The organism is Phenylobacterium sp. (assembly GCF_036563285.1).
Classification (GTDB): Bacteria; Pseudomonadota; Alphaproteobacteria; order Caulobacterales; family Caulobacteraceae; genus Phenylobacterium.
Genome location: NZ_DATCMR010000008.1, coordinates 226,798 through 243,439, shown reverse-complemented (window position 1 = coordinate 243,439; position 16,642 = coordinate 226,798). Strand labels below are relative to the sequence as shown.

17 protein-coding genes are annotated in these 16,642 nt (G+C 70.5%); 8 read left to right on the top strand and 9 right to left on the bottom strand.

All coding sequences use genetic code 11. The features are described 5' to 3' along the window. Positions 1 to 167: 167 nt before the first annotated feature. The 3 genes from uxaC to kduD are packed head-to-tail and all read left to right on the top strand — an operon-like array spanning position 168 to position 3,206. On the top strand, positions 168 to 1,616 hold the full coding sequence (gene uxaC, locus VIL76_RS09475; RefSeq protein WP_332044777.1) for a glucuronate isomerase: 1,449 nt from the start codon (positions 168 to 170) through the stop codon (positions 1,614 to 1,616). A gap of 13 nt (positions 1,617 to 1,629) precedes the next feature. Continuing rightward, positions 1,630 to 2,463: a 5-dehydro-4-deoxy-D-glucuronate isomerase gene (kduI, locus tag VIL76_RS09470; RefSeq protein ID WP_332044776.1), complete on the top strand. Its 834-nt coding sequence runs from the start codon at positions 1,630 to 1,632 to the stop codon at positions 2,461 to 2,463. Continuing rightward, positions 2,460 to 3,206 carry a 2-dehydro-3-deoxy-D-gluconate 5-dehydrogenase KduD gene (gene kduD / locus VIL76_RS09465; RefSeq protein WP_332044775.1) on the top strand — a complete coding sequence of 249 codons (747 nt, stop codon included), beginning with the start codon at positions 2,460 to 2,462 and terminating at the stop codon, positions 3,204 to 3,206. The genes kduI and kduD overlap by 4 nt, the downstream gene beginning before the upstream one ends. Before the next feature lie 134 nt (positions 3,207 to 3,340). On the opposite strand, the gene VIL76_RS09460 is transcribed toward kduD, so the two are convergent. Further along, positions 3,341 to 4,834 (bottom strand): carboxylesterase/lipase family protein, encoded by a 1,494-nt coding sequence (locus VIL76_RS09460; protein WP_332044774.1) that lies wholly within the window; start codon positions 4,832 to 4,834, stop codon positions 3,341 to 3,343. Further along, positions 4,831 to 5,754: an alpha/beta hydrolase gene (locus VIL76_RS09455; protein WP_332044773.1), complete on the bottom strand. Its 924-nt coding sequence runs from the start codon at positions 5,752 to 5,754 to the stop codon at positions 4,831 to 4,833. Before VIL76_RS09455 ends, VIL76_RS09460 begins: the two co-directional genes overlap by 4 nt. Before the next feature lie 69 nt (positions 5,755 to 5,823). On the opposite strand from VIL76_RS09455, the gene VIL76_RS09450 reads away from it, so the two are divergent. Continuing rightward, positions 5,824 to 7,410, top strand: a complete 1,587-nt coding sequence (locus VIL76_RS09450) for a pectate lyase (protein ID WP_332044772.1) — start codon at positions 5,824 to 5,826, stop codon at positions 7,408 to 7,410. 3 nt (positions 7,411 to 7,413) lie between these two features. Here VIL76_RS09450 and fixJ read toward each other — a convergent pair whose 3' ends face one another. From fixJ to VIL76_RS09425, 5 genes are read right to left on the bottom strand one after another with little or no spacing between them, the layout of a single operon-like run. After that, positions 7,414 to 8,019, bottom strand: coding sequence for a response regulator FixJ (gene fixJ, locus VIL76_RS09445; protein WP_332044771.1), 606 nt, complete (start codon positions 8,017 to 8,019; stop codon positions 7,414 to 7,416). Then, complete coding sequence (locus VIL76_RS09440) at positions 8,012 to 9,445, bottom strand: PAS domain S-box protein (RefSeq protein WP_332044770.1); 1,434 nt, start codon at positions 9,443 to 9,445, stop codon at positions 8,012 to 8,014. Before VIL76_RS09440 ends, fixJ begins: the two co-directional genes overlap by 8 nt. A gap of 60 nt (positions 9,446 to 9,505) precedes the next feature. Further along, positions 9,506 to 9,922 (bottom strand): YbaN family protein, encoded by a 417-nt coding sequence (locus tag VIL76_RS09435; RefSeq protein ID WP_332044769.1) that lies wholly within the window; start codon positions 9,920 to 9,922, stop codon positions 9,506 to 9,508. Positions 9,923 to 9,971: 49 nt separating this feature from the next. Continuing rightward, positions 9,972 to 10,160, bottom strand: a complete 189-nt coding sequence (locus tag VIL76_RS09430) for a hypothetical protein (RefSeq protein ID WP_332044768.1) — start codon at positions 10,158 to 10,160, stop codon at positions 9,972 to 9,974. 54 nt (positions 10,161 to 10,214) lie between these two features. Beyond that, on the bottom strand, positions 10,215 to 11,231 hold the full coding sequence (locus VIL76_RS09425; RefSeq protein WP_332044767.1) for a hypothetical protein: 1,017 nt from the start codon (positions 11,229 to 11,231) through the stop codon (positions 10,215 to 10,217). 90 nt (positions 11,232 to 11,321) lie between these two features. Between VIL76_RS09425 and tcuA the strand changes: the two genes are divergently transcribed. Both tcuA and VIL76_RS09415 read left to right on the top strand, forming a co-directional pair. Continuing rightward, complete coding sequence (tcuA, locus tag VIL76_RS09420; RefSeq protein WP_332044766.1) at positions 11,322 to 12,788, top strand: FAD-dependent tricarballylate dehydrogenase TcuA; 1,467 nt, start codon at positions 11,322 to 11,324, stop codon at positions 12,786 to 12,788. After that, entirely contained in the window at positions 12,788 to 13,594 is an 807-nt protein-coding gene (locus tag VIL76_RS09415; RefSeq protein ID WP_332044765.1) for an enoyl-CoA hydratase/isomerase family protein, read from the top strand. The genes tcuA and VIL76_RS09415 overlap by 1 nt, the downstream gene beginning before the upstream one ends. Here VIL76_RS09415 and VIL76_RS09410 read toward each other — a convergent pair. Continuing rightward, a complete protein-coding gene (locus VIL76_RS09410) occupies positions 13,591 to 14,433 on the bottom strand; it encodes an aldo/keto reductase (RefSeq protein ID WP_332044764.1) in 843 nt (280 codons plus the stop codon). The two genes, VIL76_RS09415 and VIL76_RS09410, sit on opposite strands and share 4 nt — an antisense overlap. A gap of 177 nt (positions 14,434 to 14,610) precedes the next feature. On the opposite strand from VIL76_RS09410, the gene VIL76_RS09405 reads away from it, so the two are divergent. Further along, on the top strand, positions 14,611 to 14,985 hold the full coding sequence (locus VIL76_RS09405) for a c-type cytochrome (RefSeq protein ID WP_332044763.1): 375 nt from the start codon (positions 14,611 to 14,613) through the stop codon (positions 14,983 to 14,985). Here VIL76_RS09405 and VIL76_RS09400 read toward each other — a convergent pair whose 3' ends face one another. Beyond that, the gene (locus VIL76_RS09400) at positions 14,986 to 15,753 is read right to left on the bottom strand and encodes an SDR family NAD(P)-dependent oxidoreductase (protein WP_332044762.1); all 768 of its coding nucleotides are present in this window, start codon (positions 15,751 to 15,753) and stop codon (positions 14,986 to 14,988) included. A gap of 221 nt (positions 15,754 to 15,974) precedes the next feature. Between VIL76_RS09400 and VIL76_RS09395 the strand changes: the two genes are divergently transcribed. Further along, positions 15,975 to 16,607 carry a glutathione S-transferase family protein gene (locus VIL76_RS09395; protein WP_332044761.1) on the top strand — a complete coding sequence of 211 codons (633 nt, stop codon included), beginning with the start codon at positions 15,975 to 15,977 and terminating at the stop codon, positions 16,605 to 16,607. The last annotated feature ends 35 nt before the right edge of the window (positions 16,608 to 16,642 follow it).

Genomic DNA, 16,642 nt, shown 5'->3' with positions numbered 1-16,642 from the left:
CGGCGCTCTCGGGCGCTGTTTGCGGTCTGGCCGGGGCGGACATTGGGACATTAGGTAACCGGTGTCAATTTACTCATCGCGCACAACCCGCGGCGGGTGGAAGCGGCTTGCACCCGTGTATGACACCGGTTACCAAACCAGCAGGGGAAGACGCGAAAGGGCGAGCCATGGCCAGGACGCTGACGCTCAGCGACGACAGGCTTTTTCCGGCCGATCCCGCCACGCGCGAGGTGGCGCGCCGGCTCTACGCGCGCGTCAAGTCCCTGCCGATCATCTCGCCGCACGGCCACACCGACCCGGAGTGGTTCGCCGAAAACGAGCCGTTCTCCGACGCCACCAGCCTGTTCCTGGCGCCCGACCACTACCTCTACCGCATGCTCTATTCGCAAGGCGTGCCGCTGGAGAAGCTGGGGGTGCCCTCGCGCAGGGGCCCGAGCGGCGCCGATCCCCGGGAAGCCTGGCGGCTGTTCGCCCGCAACGTCCACCTGTTCCGCGGCACGCCGTCGGCCATGTGGCTGAACCACGTCTTCAAGGAGGTGTTCGGCTTCAACGAGGCCTTGGACGCCTCGACCGCCGACCTCTACTTCGACCGCATCGGCGAGGCGCTGCAGACCGACGCCTTCCGGCCGCGGGCGCTGTTCGAGCGGTTCAACATCGAGCTCCTGGCGACGACCGAGAGCCCCACTGACGATCTGCGCCACCACAAGGCCATGCGCGCGAGCGGCTGGAAGGGTCGGGTGGTCACCGCCTACCGCCCCGACCCGGTTGTCGATCCCGAGCACGAGGAATTCGCCGTCTCCATAGAGCAGTTCGGGGCCATGACTGGCCAGGACGTGGCGAGCTGGAAGGGCTATCTCGAGGCCCACCGCATCCGCCGCGCCGCCTTCATGGAGATGGGCGCCACCTCGACCGACCACGGCCACCCGACGGCGGCCACCGCCGACCTCTCCGAAGCTGAGGCCGAGGCGCTGTTCCACAAGGTGATGGAGGGCGTCTTCACGCCCGCGGACGCCGAGCTGTTCCGCGCCCAGATGCTCACCGAGATGGCCAAGATGAGCCTGGACGATGGCCTGGTGATGCAGATCCACCCGGGCTCGTTCCGCAACCACAACCGCTGGCTCCACCGCGAGTACGGCCGCGACAAGGGCGCCGACATCCCCACCCGCACCGACTACGTCCGCGCCCTGAAGCCGCTGCTCGACCGCCTGGGCAACGACACGCGGCTGTCGGTGATCGTCTTCACGCTGGACGAGACCAGCTACGCCCGCGAGCTCGCCCCGCTGGCCGGCCACTATCCGGTGCTGAAGCTGGGCCCCGCCTGGTGGTTCCACGACAGCCCGGAGGGCATGCGCCGCTTCCGCGAGAACACCACGGAGACGGCCGGCTTCTACAATACCGTGGGCTTCAACGACGACACCCGCGCCTTCTTGTCGATCCCGGCGCGGCACGACGTGGCCCGGCGCGTCGACGCGAGCTTCCTCGCCCGCCTGGTGGCCGAGCACCGCATCGCCGAGGACGAGGCGGCCGAGGTGATCGTCGATCTGGCGTACAACCTGCCCAAGCGGGCCTACAAGCTGGACGAGCCGCTGACGGCGCCGTCCCCCGCCCTCGTCTGACGGAGCGCACCTGGTGTTCAAGAAGATCTACCACGCCACCCATCCCGACATGATGGAGGGCGTCGACAACGAGACGCTGCGCCAGCGCTACCTGATCGGCGACCTCTTCGTCCCCGGCCAGGTGGTGCTGAACTACACACACTACGAGCGGTTCGTGGTGGGCGGCGCCGCGCCGACCGCCGCGGCCGTGAAGCTGCCGGACCAGGCCGAGCCGGAGTCGGCCGCGGGCCATCCGTTCCTGGAGCGGCGCGAGCTGGGGGTGATCAACGTCGGCGAGGCGGCGGGGACGGTCAGCGTCGACGGCGAGGCCTTCACCCTGCAGCCCCGGGACTGCCTCTACGTGCCGATGGGGTCGAAGGACGTGACCTTCGCCGGCGCGACGAAGTTCTACCTGGTCTCGACGCCGGCTCACGCGCGGTTCGAGACCAAGCTGCTCTCGCTGGCCGACGCCGTGCCGCTGGAGCGCGGCGCCCTGGAGACCTCCAACGAGCGGACCATCTACCAGCTGGTAGTGCCGGCGACCTGCAAGTCTGCGCAGCTCCTGCTCGGCCTCACCATCCTGAAGCCCGGCAGCGTGTGGAACACCATGCCGCCGCACCTGCACGACCGCCGCAGCGAGGTCTATTTCTACTTCGGCCTCGGCAAGGACGACCGGGTGTTCCACTTCATGGGCGAGCCGGACAAGGCCCGCCACATCATCATGGCCAACGACGAAGCGGTGGTCTCGCCGCCCTGGTCGATCCACATGGGCTCGGGGACGTCCAACTACGCCTTCATATGGGCGATGGGCGGGGAGAACCTCGACTACACCGACATGCGCGTCCTCGACATCTGCCAGCTGAAATGAGCGGCCTCTTCGACCTGACCGGCAAGCGGGCGCTTGTCACCGGCGCCAACACCGGCCTGGGGCAGGGGATCGCCGTGGGCCTCGCGCGGGCCGGCGCGGACATCGTCGCCGTGGGCCGCAGCGCGCCCGACGAGACCCGCGGCCTGGTCGAGCAGGCCGGCCGCAGGTTCACCGCCATCTCGGCGGACTTTTCGACGACCGAGCCGATCGGCCGCGTGGTGGAGGAGGCGGGCGCGATCGACATCCTCGTCAACAACGCCGGCATCATCCGCAGGGCCGACAGCCTCGACTTCACCGAGGACGACTGGGACGCGGTGATGGACACCAACCTGAAGGTGGTCTTCTTCCTCTCGCAGGCGGTGGCCAAGCGCTGGATGGCCGAGGGCCGGGGCGGCAAGATCATCAACATCGTCTCGATGCTGAGCTTCCAGGGCGGGCTGCGGGTGCCGTCATACACGGCCTCGAAGAGCGGCCTGGCCGGCATCACCAGGACGCTGTGCAACGAGTGGGCGGCCAAGGGCATCAATGTCAACGGCATCGCGCCGGGCTACTTCGCGACCAACAACACCGCGGCCCTGCAGTCCGACGAGACCCGCAACCGCCAGATCCTCGAGCGCATCCCCGCCGCCCGTTGGGGCAGGCCGGAAGACCTCGCCGGCGCGGCCGTGTTCCTGGCGAGCGCCGCGAGCGACTATATGCATGGCGCCATCGTCCCCGTGGATGGCGGCTGGCTGGCGCGGTAGGCGGCGCACCAGATCAGCTCGTCATCCCGGGCCTTGTGCCGCGGATCCAGAAGCACTGACGCTGGCCGGCTGATCCGCGGCCTCGGTGCTTCTGGGTGGCCGGGACAAGCCCGGCCACGACGATCTTCGAGTATTCACGTCCCAGGCTGCACGTACGGGACCTTCCCGAAGAACTGCCGCTCGGCGCCGCGCGGGTCATCCGCCAATCGTGGCGGGAAGTCGAAGATCAGCGTCCGGCGCCGCGGCAGAGTGTACGGCGTCCAGCGTGGCAGGCCGCGATGGTTCGGGTCGCCCGACCGGGCGAAGGCGAGGAAGGCCTCGCTCATCAGGTCGGCGAGCGCTTGCTGGTCGGGCTGGGCGTTGTCGAAGACGAGCGGGATGTCTGCGGTGTGCGGCGCCTTGAACGCCCCGCCCGATCCGAGCTGGTGGACCCACGCCGGCGTTCCGGCCTTGGCGCGTTCCTCCGCCTCGATGATGGCCGCACGCCAGGAGCGGCCGGCGGTGGTCGCGGCGAACAGGATCTCCTCGGGGGAATAGCGCGGGTACAGCCGGCGGTACTCGGCCACGACGGCCTCGGGCTTCACGTCCACGCGCAGGTTGGCGAAGGTCAGACGCTTCGGCAGGTCGTCCCAGGTGAGGCCCGGCTCGGCGCGGATGAAGGCGCGGGTCTCGTCGAAGGTGTTGCCGATGATCATCGGGATCTTCGCGGATTGGGCGGGCGCGTCCGGATAGAACGGGTGGCGCGTCAGGCTGCGCTCGTCGAGCACCGGGCCGAAGTAGAGGCCGCCGAAGCCCAGCACCGGATCCTCGATTGCCTGCGCCTCCAACAGACGCTCGACCGGCAGGGTGAGCACCTCGCGCGCCTGGTCCGGCTTCAGCTTCAGGGCGTCCAGCCAGGTGAGGGAGCGGCGCCTCGCGTTGTTCGGGCCCGAGGCCGTGACCTGCTGGCCGCTCATGGTGGCGGCGCGGTGGAAGAGGCCGGCGGCGGCTGGGGTGGCCATGAGCGTCGCGATCTTCGCGCCGCCGCCGGACTGGCCGAACACCATGACCTTGGTGGGATCGCCGCCGAACGCGGCGATGTTGTCGCGCACCCAGTTCAACGCCAGGACCAGGTCGAGCTGGCCGGCGTTGCCGCTGTCGGCGAGCTCGGGGAGCAAGGGCGCGAGGTAGGCGTAGCCGAAGGCGTTCAGCCGGTGGTTCAACGTCACGACCACCACGTCGCCGCGCCGGCAGAGCCTGACGCCGTCGTAGAGTGGCGAAGACCCGGAGCCGTTCGAATAGGCGCCGCCGTGGATGTAGACCATCACCGGTCGCCGGCCGCGGTCGAGGCCCGGCGTCCAGACGTTGAGGACCAGGCAGTCCTCGGACTGGTTCGCCTCCGCGCCGCGTTGCGGGGCGGCCGGACCATACCGGGTGGCGTCGGCGACGCCGGTCCACGCGGGCGGCGGCTGCGGCGCGCGGAAGCGCTGCGCCACGCCGTAGCGGACGCCCTTGAAGACGCTGACGCCCTGGTCGACGTAGCCGCGCACCGGGCCGTAGCGGGTTGGGGCGACGGGCGCCGCCGGCTGGGCATGGGCCGCGACGGGCAGGGCGGCCGCGGCGGCGATCAGGCTGCGGCGGGTGATCATGCGAGCCAGCCGCGGCGGGCGGCCCAGGCCATCAGCAGCTCCGGCCAGCGCTCGCCGGGCTTGCCGCGGATCAGCCGCAGGCCGAAGCCGTGGCCACCTTCCTCGAACACGTGCGCCTCGGCGGGGACCTTCTGGGCGCGCAGCGCGGCGAGGTAGGCGAGGCTGTTCTCGAGCGGCACAGAGGCGTCGTCGGCGGCATGGACCAGGAAGGTCGGCGGGGCCTGCGCGGTGACGTGCAGGTGCGGCGAGTAGGCGGCCTCCCGCTCCGGGCCTGGCGAGGCGCCCAGCAGGGCTTCCCGCGAGCCTATGTGCGCGTGCGGCCGCGACATGCTGATCACCGGGTACACCAGCGCCGAGAGGTCGGGCCGGGCGTCGCCGTCCGAGCGCACCGCGAGCGACGCAGCGACGTGCCCGCCGGCGGAGAAGCCGATGGCCAGCACCCGCTTCGGATCGATTCGGAAGTCGGTGGACCGGGCGCGGAGGATCCGCATCGCCTGCTGGGCGTCGGCCAGCGGCGCGTCGGCGGCGTTGGCCCAGCCTTCCTTCGGCAGCCGGTAGCGCAGGACGAACGAGGTGACGCCGGCGGCGGTGAGGCGGTGGGCGAGCTCGAACCCTTCCTTGTCGATCACCACGCGGATGTAGCCGCCGCCCGGGATGATCAGGGCCGCGGCGCCGTTCGGCCGCACGGGCCGGAAGACGGTCATCAGCGGGGCGCCCACACCGGTGACGAAGCGGTCGCGGAAGCCGGAGGTCGCGACCCGGTCGACGATCTCTTGCTTCGGCAGGACGGCGGGCGCGCTGGGCGGCGACCCGGGCCAGAGGCGGACGGTCTCCGAGGGGTCGGGCGGGTCGGTCGCTGCAGCCAGCGCCGGCGTGGCGGCGGCGAGCGTTATGAGGCTGCGGCGGTCGAGATCGGCCATGCGCCCGAGCCTATGACACCGGTGGCAATGGCGCTATAGCTTGGGAAAGTGAGTGGGAGTGAGACGCGCATGATCCGGGCCCTGGTCGCCGTGATGGCCGCCTTGTTGTTCGCCGCGCCGGCCGCAGCCCAGGCGCCGCCCCGCGAGCAGGTGCTCTCCACCATGCGCAAGGCCACCGAGTTCATGGTGGAGAAGGTCGCCTACAACGGCGGCTACGTCTGGTCCTACACCTCAGACTTCAAGCGCCGCTGGGGCGAGCTGGAGGCCAAGCCCACCATGGTGTGGGTGCAGCCGCCGGGCACGGCCACGATGGGGCACCTGTTCCTCGACGCCTACCATGCCACCGGCGACGACTATTACTACCGTGCGGCGGAGAAGGCGGCCGAGGCGCTCGCCTGGGGCCAGCACCCCAGCGGCGGCTGGAACTACCTGATCGACTTCGCCGGCGAGGGCTCGCTGCAGGACTGGTACGACACCTACGGCAAGAACGCCTGGAGGATGGAGGAATTCCAGCACAACTGGGGCAACGCCACCTTCGACGACGCCGGCACGTCGGAGGCCATGCAGTTCCTGCTGCGCCTCTACATGGAGAAACGCGATCCGAAGTGGCGCCCCGCGCTCGACCGCGCGATCGGCTTCGTGCTCGACAGCCAGATGCCGAACGGCGGCTGGCCGCAGCGCTGGCCGCCGAAGCCGGCGTTCGCGGGCGACTACACCGGCTACATCACCTTCAATGACGACGTGGCCGGCGAGAACATCAAGTTCCTCATCATGGTGCACCAGGCGCTGGGCGCCCCCCGCGCGCTGCCGGCCGTGCGCCGGGCCATGGACAGCTTCGTGGTGACCCAGCAGGGCCCGCCGCAACCGGGCTGGGGCCTGCAGCACGGGCCGGACCTGAAGCCGGCCGCCGCGCGCAGCTACGAACCGAAGGCGTTCGCCACCCACACCACGGCCTCGAACCTCGACTGGCTGATGACCTTCTACGAGCTCACCGGGGACACGAAGTACCTGGCCCGCGTGGGCGAGGGGCTGGACTGGCTGGAGAAGGTGAAGCTGGCCAAGCCCCGGCCGGACGGGCGCACACACCCGACCTTCATCGAAATCGGCACGGACTGCCCGCTCTACGTCCACCGGCGCGGCTCCAACATCGTCAACGGGGCATACTATGTCGACTACAGCCCGGAGCGGACGCTGGCCCACTACTCGGGCTTCCGGAAGATCGACCTGGCCGGCATGCGCCGCAGGCTGGACCGGCTGAAGGCGGCGAAGCCGGAGGAGGTGACCAAGAGCTCGCCGCTGATGGCCACGAGCTTCGTGCCGCTGCCGAAGTACTTCGCGACGCGGGACCTGCAGACCTCGGACCTCAACGTCCGCGCCGACCGCACCGCCAAGCAGATCCCGGCCGATCGCGCCCGGCAACTGGTCGCCAGCCTCGACGCCGAGGGCTACTGGCCGACGCCCCTGGTCTCGCAGAGCCACCCCTACACGGGCGCCAAGCCGCCGGCGAAGCCCGACGGGGATTATGCGACGACGCACGTCGGCGACTTCACCGACACCTCGCCGTATCCCGCCGACAACCCGCCGGTGGGGATTTCCACAGGCGCCTACATCCAGAACATGAGCGTGCTGATCGACTACCTGACCGGCGGCCGCTGAGCCCTAGAATCCGGCCAGCAGGGCCATCCGCACGAGGTCTGAGAGGCCGCCGGCGCCGGTCTTGGTCATCACGTTGGCCCGGTAGACCTCCACGGTTCGCGGGCTGATCCCCAGCTCGTAGGCGATGATCTTGTTGGGCTTGCCGGCGACGACGCCGCGCAGCACGTCCTGTTCGCGGGGCGACAGGCTCTCGAGCATGGTCTCGAACCGCTTCCTCTCGGCGTCCTGCTGGCTGGCGCGCTCTGAGGCGTCCAGGGCGGAGCGCACGGCGCCCAGCAGGGCGTCGTCATTGAACGGCTTCTCCAGGAAGTCGACCACGCCGGCCTTCATGGCCTCCACCGCCAGCGGCACATCGCCGTGGCCGGTGATGACGATCACGCGATGCGGGACACCTCGCTCCTTCAGCTTCCTGACCAGCTCCAGCCCGTTCATCTCCGGCATGCGGATGTCGGTGACGATGCAGCCCGGCTCCAGCTCCCCGGAGCGGCCGAGGAAGGCCACGGCGGACTCGTAGGTCCGCGCCGCGAAGCCCGCGGTGTCCAACAGGAAAGCCAGCGACTCGCGCATGGCCTCGTCGTCGTCGATCACGTGGACGATGGCGTCACTCAAACTCGGCAAGCTCCCCTTCCGGCACGGCGCGCAGGGTGAAGCGGAAGATCGCGCCCCCCGCGGGGTTGGTCTCCACCCAAATGCGGCCGCCGTGTGCTTCCACGATCGTGCGGCAGATGGAAAGCCCCACCCCCATGCCCTGCTGCTTGGTGGTCATGAACGGCTGGAACAGGTGGTCGGCGATCTCCGGGCTGATGCCGGGGCCTGTGTCGGCCACCGAGACCATCACCATGTCGTCGGCCGCGGGCTCGGCGGCCACCAGCAGGTCGCGCTTGCGCGTGTCCTCCATCGCGTCGACCGCGTTTCGCATGAGGTTCAGGACCACCTGCTGGATCTGCACCTTGTCGGCGAGGACCAGGTCGACCGGCTTGGCGATGTCGAACCGCAGGCGCACGCCGCGCTCCTTGGCGCCGACCATGGCCAGCGCGCCGGCCTCCTCCAGCAGCTGCGGCAGGCTCTCGATGCGCTTCTCCGCCTCACCCTTGCCGACGAAGTCGCGCAGGCGCCGGATGATCTCGCCCGCCCTGAGCGCCTGGTCGCCGGCGCTCGACAGCGCGGAGCGGACCTTCTCGCGGTCCACCGGCTCCTGATCGAGCAGGCGCACCGAGCCCTTCACGTAGTTGGCTATGGCCGAGAGCGGCTGGTTGAGCTCGTGGGCGAGGGCCGAGGCCATCTCGCCCATCGCGGTGAGGCGGCCCACGTGGACCAGTTCGGCCTGCACGTCCTGCAGCCTGCGCTCCGTCGTCTGGCGCTCGGTGAGGTCGCGCACGAAGCCGGTGAAGAAGCGGTGGTCGCCGGAGCGCATCTCGCCCACCGCCAGCTCCATGGGAAAGGTCGAGCCGTCGCGCCGCTCGCCCACCACCACCCTGCCGATGCCGATGATCCGCCGCTCGCCGGTGGTCATGTAGCGGTCCAGGTAGCCGTCGTGGGCGTCCCTGTACGGGTTGGGCATCAGGATGGAGACGTTCTGGCCGATGGCTTCGGCCGCCGTCCAGCCGAACAGCCGCTCGGCCGCGGCGCTGAACGACTGCATGACGCCCCGTTCGTCGATTACGATCATGGCGTCCGGCACGGTGGCTAGGATCGACTGCAGGTGGGCCTCGCGGGACTCCACGTCGGAGAGCGCCGCCGCGCGCTGCTGCGCCTCGCGGCGCAGCCACGCGCCAGCCACGCCGCTGGCCGCGCCCAGGAGGACGAAGACCACGGCGCTCACCAGGTTCGCGGGATCGGCGATGAGCGCCTCTCCGCTGAACATGAAGCCTACCGCCAGCCCGAGCACGGTCGCGAGCAACGCCGGCCCGACGCCCCCTATCGCCGCGCCGGCCATGAGGGCGGGGACGAACAGCAGGAAGCTGGAGCGCTGATGGAAGATGGGCTCGAGCGCCAGACGCGCGCCCGCGCAGACGGCGGTGGCGACGACCGTCATGGCATAGGCGGTGATCCGATGCCGCAAGGCTTGCCGCGGGTGGGTCTGCGGACGCGCCATTCAGGCCGACGGCCGCGTGACGACATAGGCCGCCACCGCCAGCAGCAGGAGGCCGACTCCGCCGGTGACCCAGAGGTTGTGGACGGTGAGCGCCAGGATCGTCCAGCTGACGCCCATCATGGCCACGGCGGTGGCCTTGGCGCCGTTGGGGATCGCCCGCCTCTCCTCCCAGCGCCGCAGCACCGGCCCGAAGCGGGGGTGGGCGCGCAGCCTGTCGGCCAGCTCCGGCGAGCCCTTCGCGAAGGCCCAGAGCGCCACCAGCAGGAAGACGGTGGTCGGCAGCAACGGCAGGAACACCCCGGCGGTGGCCAGCGCCACGGCGGCGACCCCTATGGCGCGGTAGACGAGCGTCCGCACCCGCCCGCGGCCCGTGGCGGGGGGTTCCGTGGCCGGCGCTGGCTCGGGTTCAGGCGGCAAGGACGTCCCCGCGTTGCGCCGGGCAGCATAGGGGCAGGCGCGGTGGTTGTCAGGCGAGGGGCGGGGAGACCTCGTTGGCGGGCCGCGGGACCGGCGCGAAGCTGCGCTCGTCGGCGGCCAGCCGGCTCCAGGCGAGCGCGATGTCGACGATGGCTCGCCGCCGCTCCTCGGAGATCTCGGTCTTGGCCATCTTGAGCGCCTGCTCGGCCATCAGGATGTACTGCTCGGACGCGGACACTGGGCGGCCTCCCTCACTGCCCATTGCAACGCTTCCGGAGCGTGGCTGTTCCGCCTACTCGCTGACGTCCACGGCTTCGGGCTTGCGGCCTTCCTTCTCGGCCACCCGCGCGCCGGCCAGGATGCCGGGCAGGGAGTAGTTCCCCTCGTGGCAGGCGTACTCGTAGACCGGCTTGTCCGAGGCGTTCAGCGGCATCTCGGCGGTCCAGGGCTTCGAATAGACCTTCGGGTCGTCCACCGTGAACCGGTACAGGATCTGGTCCTTCGAAACCCGCGTGAACCGCTCGGTCACCTTGCCGTCGGTCGAGATGTAGATCGAGTTGCCGAAATAGGGCCGGAAGGACTCGTCGGGGTGGAAGTTGGTGGTCTCGACCACCAGGGTGTCGCCCTCCCACCAGCCGACGCTGTCGCCCATCCACTTCTTGATGCTGCGGGGCGGATGCTTGCGGTCGTTCAGGCGGATGACGCGGGCGTCGTGGTTCATCTCCACTACAATGGTCACGTAATCCGGCGTCTGCACGATCTGGTAGTTGTTGTTGTAGAGCACGTTCAGCATCGGCGGCCCGGCCGTGGAGCCGAAGCCCAGGATGCAGCGCTCGCCGAGCGGCCGGGTCTCGGGACCGTCGAAGGTGTTGCGGACGTAGTTCTGGGTCTTCTCGAACAGCTTCTTGCCCTCGGCGTGGTAGGGCAGCTGGCCGTCCGCCGGATCGACGATCCAGGAGGTGCGGACCTCCCCGTTGATCCGCCCCATGTGGGTGCCGGGATCGACCCAGAAGTTGTTGTAGCCGCCCGGGTCGTTGCCCACTCGCGGCGCGCCGGCGGTGGGGTCGGAGGGACGGTTCTGGGCGTCGCGCATCTGCGCCTGCCGCTGCTCGAAGGCCTTGGCCTGGGCCTCGGGGATGGTCAGCGACTTGTAGCCGGCCGGCCGCACCAGGGTGGTCAGGGACGCATTGGTCCAGGTCCCCTGCAGGTCCGGCTGGCCGAACGCGGTCCGCGGCGCCTTGTAGTCCGCAGCCTGGGCGGCGGTGGCCGCCAGCGTCAGCGAAAGCGCGACCGCAAGTCCCTTGAGCATCTGTCTCTTCCCCATCTCGTCGTTGGCGGCAGTTTACGCGCGCCGCCCGCAGCCTAGATTGCTCGCAAGAAAAAAGAGAGGGGGGACGCATTGCACGACGTCATCGTCGTCGGCGCGGGCAACGCGGCCTTCGCCGCCGCCGCCGCCGCACGCGGGGCCGGCGCGAGCGTGCTCGTGCTGGAGCGGGCACCCGAGCCGCTCAGCGGCGGCAACACCCGCTTCACCGCCGGCGCCATGCGCTTCGCCTACGAGGGCGTGGACGACCTGCGCGCCCTGATGCCGGACCTGACGGACGAGGAGTGCGCCGCCACCGATTTCGGGGCCTACCCCGAGGCCCAGTTCTTCGAGGACATGGGCCGGGTCACCGAGTACCGCACCGATCCGGAGCTTTGCGAGCTGCTGGTCACCCGCTCGCGCTCGACGATGATGTGGATGGCCGCCAAGGGCCACCGCTTTGCGCCGATCTGGGGGCGGCAGGCCTTCAAGGTCGGCGGCCGGTTCAGGTTCTGGGGCGGCCTCACCGTCGAGGCGCACCAGGGCGGCCCGGGCCTGCTGGAGGCCTGGACCCGCATCGCCGCCCGAGAGGGGATCGAGGTCCGCTACGGCGCCCGCGCCCTGTCCCTGATCCTGGACGACGAGGGTGTGAAGGGCGTGCGGGTCAAGCAGGACGGCCGCACCCGGGACCTTCCGGCCCGCGCGGTGGTGCTGGCGGCCGGCGGCTTCCAGGGCAACACCGAGTGGCGGACGCGCTATCTGGGCCCCGGCTGGGACCTCGCCAAGGTCCGCGGCAGCCGGTTCAACACCGGCGACGGCCTGCGGATGGCGCTGGAGATCGGCGCCATGCCGGCAGGCCAGTGGTCGGGCTGCCACGCCGTGCAGTGGGAGAAGAACGCCCCGGAGTTCGGCGACCTCGCCGTCGGCGACGCCTTCCAGAAGCACTCCTACCCGTTCGGCGTGCTGATCAACGCCCGGGGGATGCGGTTCCTCGACGAGGGCGCCGACTTCCGCAACTACACCTACGCGAAATACGGCCGTGAGGTGCTGGCGCAGCCGCGCCAGTTCGCCTGGCAGGTTTTCGACGCCAAGGTCCGCCACCTGCTGCGCGACGAGTACCGCATCCGCCAGGTCACCCGGGTCACCGCCGACACCCTGGAAGACCTCTGCGCCAAGCTGGAGGACACCGACGGCGCCCGCGCGCTGGAGACCCTGCGCGCCTACAACGCCGCCGTCCGCGCCGACGTCCCCTTCGATCCCAACGTTAAGGACGGCCGCCGCGCGGAGCTGCCCATCCCGAAGTCCAACTGGGCCAACATCCTCGATGAGCCGCCGTTCGAGGCCTACGCCGTCACCTGCGGGATCACCTTCACCTTCGGCGGCCTCAGGATCGACCGGAACGCCCAGGTGCTGGACGTGGACCTCGAGCCGATCCGCGGCCTCTACGCGGCGGGAGAGCTGGTGGGCGGGCTCTTCTACGAGAACTATCCGGGCGGCACGGGCCTGATGGCGGGCGCCGTCTTCGGCCGCATCGCCGGCGCCTCGGCGGCAGGGAGAAGCTGATGGACGCGCTGTTCGACACCCACTGGAAGACGATCCGGGTCAGCCGCCGCGAGGCGGTCGTCGAGGTGCGCCTGCACCGACCCGAGGCCCGCAACGCCCTTAACGCCGAGCTGATGGAGGAGCTGACCCAGGCCGCCCGCCTGCTGCGCCTGCGCACCGACGTGCTGGCGGTGGTGCTCACCGGCGCCGAGACCTGGTTCTCCGCCGGCGCCGACCTCTCCGGCCGCGGCGGGAGCGAGCAGCCGAAGCTGATCGAGCAGCGCCGCACGGTGATGGCCGGCCCGGACCTCTGCCGCGCCTGGCAGGAGATCGAGGCGGTCACCATCGCCGCCATCGAGGGCTACTGCATCGGCGGCGCCTGCGCGCTCGCCGTCGCCTGCGACTTCCGGCTGATGGGCGAGGGGGCCTACATGCGCCTGCCCGAGGTCCCGCTCGGCATGAACATGAGCTGGCGGACCCTGCCGAGGCTCGTGGCGCTCATCGGACCGGCCAGGACCAAGCGCTACGTCATGTTCGGCGAGAAGGCGGACGCCGCTCAGTGCCTAGACTGGGGCCTGTGCGACGAGCTGGTCGAGGCCGGCCAGGCGCTCGCCGCCGCCCACGTCTTGGCCGACAAGGTCGCCGCCCTGCCGCCGCTCCCCGTGCGCATGACCAAGGAGGCGGTGAACGCCATCGCCGCCGCCACCTCCCACGCCTCCATCTACATGGACCGCGACCAGTTCCTGCTCGCCAGCCGCACCGCCGACCAGCGCGAAGGGATCGCCGCCTTCCGCGAGAAGCGGCCAGGCAGGTTCGAAGGGGACTAGGCCCCCGCCACCGCCTCCACGATCCGCTTGCGCATCTGCGGGTCCGGGAACGGGCCCCGCGCCGCGCCCAGGTTGTCGGCGATGTGGCGGGGATTGCGCGTGCCGGGGATGGCGCAGGTGACCGCCGGGTTGGCGAGCACGTACTTCAGCAGCACCTGGGCCCAGCTCGTGCAGCCGATCTCTCCCGCCCACTCCGGCAGCGGCAGGCGCCGGACGCGCGCGAACACGTCACCGCCGGCGAACGGCCGGTTGATCAGCACCGCCATGCCGCGCTCCGCCGCCAGCGGCAGGATGCGCGCCTCGCTCTCCCGCTCGGCGACCGAGGCGTTGATCTGGATGAAATCGAGCGGATAGCGCCGCATGGCCGCCTCCAGCGCCTCGTAGGCGCCTTGGTGGTAGTGGGTCACGCCCACGTAGCGGACGCGGCCCTCCTCCTGCCAAGCCCGCAGCGTCGCCATGTGGACGTCGAGGTCGAGCAGGTTGTGCACCTGCATCAGGTCGATCACGTCGGCGCGCATCTGTCGCAGGGAGTCGCGCATCTGGGCGACGCCGGCTTCGCGGCCGCGGGTCCAGACCTTGGTGGCCAGGAACAGTTTCGGCCTCATACCCAGCTCTGCCGAGAGGTCGCCGACCCGCGCCTCCGCCTGGCCGTACATGGGCGAGGAGTCCACCAGCGTCCCGCCGCCCGCCACGAACGCCTGCAGCCCCTCGCGCGCCTGGGCGTGCTCCGCCCCGCCGCGCCCAAAGTCGAACGCCTGCCAGGTGCCCAGCCCCACCACCGGCAGTTCCTCTCCCGAGGCGGGTATCCTGCGTTTCGTCAGCGGGCCTGTCTCGGGCATCGGGGTCTGGGTCTCCGCGGCGCTGGGGCGGCAGCTCGCAAGCGCCGCCGCAGCGGCGATGAGGGCTCGACGGGTAAAAGGCGCCTGCATCGCTCTGAAGCATCGCGCGTTGCTTCGGGTTGCGCTAGGGAAGCCCCCGCGTGTCTTGAACTCTCGAAGAACGAGTACGGAGGACCTGTGGTTCGTAGTCTCCTGGTGCTGACGTTGACCCTGGCCGCCACGGGCGCGTCCGCACAGACCCTCGCCAAGAAGGGCGAGCAGGTCTTCCAGCAGTGTTCCGGCTGCCATGCGGTGGCGCGCGGCCAGAAGAGCTTGGCCGGGCCGCACCTGGCCGGGGTCGTGGGGCGCAAGGCCGCCGCCGACAGGTCGTTTGCCGGCTATACGCCGGCGCTGAAGAAGATCTCGACGCGCACGACCTGGACCCCCCAGCAGCTCGACAGGTTCCTGGCCAATCCGGCCGGCGTCGCGCCCGGCACCAGCATGGCCTTCGTGAAGGTCGCCAAACCGGCCGACCGCCAGGCGGTGATCGCCTACCTGCAGACCAAGAAGTAGTCAGGCGTTGCGCGCCATCAGCCCGCCGTCCACCGGGATCACCGCGCCGGTGACGTAGGAGGCGGCGGGCAGACAAAGGCTTAGCGTCATGTGCGCCACCTCCTCAGGTTGGCCGTAGCGGCGCAGCGCCGTTCTGCGGTTGGCGAAGGTCTGTCGGTCGGCCTCCGGCAGGGCCTCTGTCATGCCGGTGAGGATCGGGCCCGGGCAGATGCAGTTGACCGTGATGCCGTCCTTGCCGAGCTCCACCGCCAACGCGCGGGTCAGGCCGGTGACGCCCGCCTTTGCGGCGGCGTAGGCGCTGTCGCGCGAGGTGGCCCCCAGCGCCTCCGTGGAGGCGATGTTGACGATCCGCGGCGCCTTGGACCTGCGCAGGTGGGGCAGGGCGGCCCGCACCAGCCGCTGGTGGGCGGTCAGGAGCACCGCCAGCGCCCGGTCCCACACGGCGTCATAGTGCGGATCGTCGATGGCGCAGAAGGCGCTGATCCCGGCGCTGTTCACGAGGATGTCGAGCCCGCCGAACCGCTGGACGACCTCCCCCACCACTGCCTTGATCTGCTCCCCGTCGGCGACGTCCAGCGCCCAGGCCTCGGCCGAGAAGCCCCGGTGCGCCAGGTCGTCCGCCGCCCCGCGCACGCTCTCCAGCCGGATGTCGCTCAGCGCCACGTGCGCGCCCTCCGCGGCGAAGACCTCCGCCGTGGCCCGGCCCATGCCGCTGGCGGCGCCGGTGACCAGCACAGTGGAGCCCTGGACGGAACGGGAGAGATCCATGAGCGAAGATGCTCGCCGCCCGCCGCAAGGGTCAACGCTGACGCCGGGGCAGGCTTGCCACGCGGGGCTGCGGCGGGAAGCATGGGGCCGACGAGGCGCGGAGGGCCCACCATGGCCGACCTGGAGCTGCGGCAGGACGGCGAAGTTGTCTGGGCCACCCTGAACAGGCCGGCGCGACTGAATGCGCTCTCCCGCAACCTGGTGGAGGAGCTGCGCGAACCGTGATCGAGCTCTGGCACTGCGCCGACGCGCGCTCCTTCCGGGTGCTCTGGGGGCTGGAGGAGCTCGGCGTCGACTACCGGCTGCACCTCCTGCCGTTCCCCCCGCGCGTGCACGCCAGGGAGTTCCTCGCCATCAACCCGCTCGGCACCATCCCGGCCTTCAGGGACGGCGAGACCTTCATGACCGAGTCCGCCGCGATCCTGCAGTACCTGGCGGTGAAGTACGGCCCGCAGCTCGGCGTCGCGCCCGACGAGCCCGACTACGGCGCCTGGCTGAACTTCCTGGTGTTCGGCGAGGCCAGCCTGACCTTCCCCCAGGCCATCGTGCTCCGCTACTCGCGCCTGGAGCCGGGCAAGGCGGAAGTGGTCGCCGAGGACTACGCCAAGTGGTTCCTAGGCCGCCTGCGCTGGATCGACCGGGCGCTCGCCGATGGCCGCGACTGGCTCGTCGCCGGCCGCTTCACCCTGGCCGACGCGTCGGTGGGCTACGCTCTGCTGCTCGCCCACCACCTGAAGCTGGACGAGACGTTCTCCCCGCAAATCCGCGCCTATTGGGAGCGCCTGAATGCCCGCCCCGCCTTCCAGCGCGCGAAGGCGGCGCAGAAGGACGAGGCCCTGGCCTCGCCGTTCTGACGCGGGGTTGCTTGACGTGGCGTCCTTTCGGCACA

Bases quoted from the DNA above. Each gene is read 5' to 3' on its own strand.
- uxaC (WP_332044777.1), top strand. From the start codon at position 168: ATGGCCAGGACGCTGACGCTCAGCGACGACAGGCTTTTTCCGGCCGAT.
- kduD (WP_332044775.1), top strand. From the start codon at position 2,460: ATGAGCGGCCTCTTCGACCTGACCGGCAAGCGGGCGCTTGTCACCGGC.
- VIL76_RS09460 (WP_332044774.1), bottom strand. From the start codon at position 4,834: ATGATCACCCGCCGCAGCCTGATCGCCGCCGCGGCCGCCCTGCCCGTC.
- VIL76_RS09455 (WP_332044773.1), bottom strand. From the start codon at position 5,754: ATGGCCGATCTCGACCGCCGCAGCCTCATAACGCTCGCCGCCGCCACG.
- VIL76_RS09450 (WP_332044772.1), top strand. From the start codon at position 5,824: ATGATCCGGGCCCTGGTCGCCGTGATGGCCGCCTTGTTGTTCGCCGCG.
- VIL76_RS09440 (WP_332044770.1), bottom strand. From the start codon at position 9,445: ATGACGGTCGTCGCCACCGCCGTCTGCGCGGGCGCGCGTCTGGCGCTC.
- VIL76_RS09425 (WP_332044767.1), bottom strand. From the start codon at position 11,231: ATGCTCAAGGGACTTGCGGTCGCGCTTTCGCTGACGCTGGCGGCCACC.
- VIL76_RS09415 (WP_332044765.1), top strand. From the start codon at position 12,788: ATGGACGCGCTGTTCGACACCCACTGGAAGACGATCCGGGTCAGCCGC.
- VIL76_RS09410 (WP_332044764.1), bottom strand. From the start codon at position 14,433: ATGCCCGAGACAGGCCCGCTGACGAAACGCAGGATACCCGCCTCGGGA.
- VIL76_RS09400 (WP_332044762.1), bottom strand. From the start codon at position 15,753: ATGGATCTCTCCCGTTCCGTCCAGGGCTCCACTGTGCTGGTCACCGGC.